The sequence below is a fragment of the Psychrobacter sp. 1Y4 genome (genome assembly GCF_051847555.1).
The window spans coordinates 1-792 of the sequence record NZ_JBPYDE010000399.1; the positions used below are offsets into that span (position 1 = coordinate 1).

Below are 792 nucleotides of genomic sequence, written 5' to 3' on the forward strand. Positions count from 1 at the left end.
GGTTGGTTGTAATATTGACTTACGCCAAGTGCCAGAGTCAGGCAAAGTCTTTTTGGTCAAAAATCAGAAAATTATAGATAAAGAGTCGGTTACCCAGCAATTCCAAAAAACCTTATTTTTACGTACGCAATCTATAGAGTCGCGTGGTTGGACACTCGATGTCTGGCAGTGTCTCGACCGGCTCGATGCCAGCTTTTCTCTCAATCAGGTTTATGCTTTTGCTGATGAGTTACAGCTCAAATACCCTGAAAACAACCATGTGAAAGATAAAATTCGCCAGCAATTACAAGTATTACGAGATAAAGGCATGATTGAATTTATAAGCCGTGGTCGTTATCGAAAGTTATACTAGTCGCTTCTCTTTTTAACCTACACGATATAAAAATCATTGATCGATTTGCTTTATGACACAAGTCTGCGTAACAAAAGACGATCACTTCTTTTGAATCCTTTTGCTAATCTACTTAGTATAAGTAGCTGAAGCGATATGCGAGAACTGAGCGTGAATATAACCAGAAAAGATGAGAAATCAGCACGTACATTTCAAATTGAAATTGTCGAAACACTAAGCAATATCGTGGAAGTTGTCGCAGAAGATGAGCAAGAGGCGTTATTAATAGCGCAAAAGATGTATAGAAATGAGCAAGTGGTTTTATATCCAGATGATTTTATTGATACTAAATTTGTCGTTTTTCAATAACAACTAAACGGATTCAAAATCCACAATATCACCTGACAACAGCGTCAAACTGCTCATAGGCATGATACCGCGCAGTGCATTGCAAAAGAATA

At 37.8% G+C, this 792-nt stretch carries 2 protein-coding genes; both read left to right on the top strand.

Annotation, left to right across the window (positions count from 1 at the left end):
* Positions 1-352 (top strand): DpnI domain-containing protein (locus tag ACS8FC_RS16580; protein WP_439297585.1); only part of this gene is annotated, 352 nt, incomplete at its 5' end.
* Between the two features lie 135 nt (positions 353-487).
* Positions 488-700 (top strand): DpnD/PcfM family protein, encoded by a 213-nt coding sequence (locus ACS8FC_RS16585; protein WP_439297586.1) that lies wholly within the window; start codon positions 488-490, stop codon positions 698-700.
* Positions 701-792: the final 92 nt, after the last annotated feature.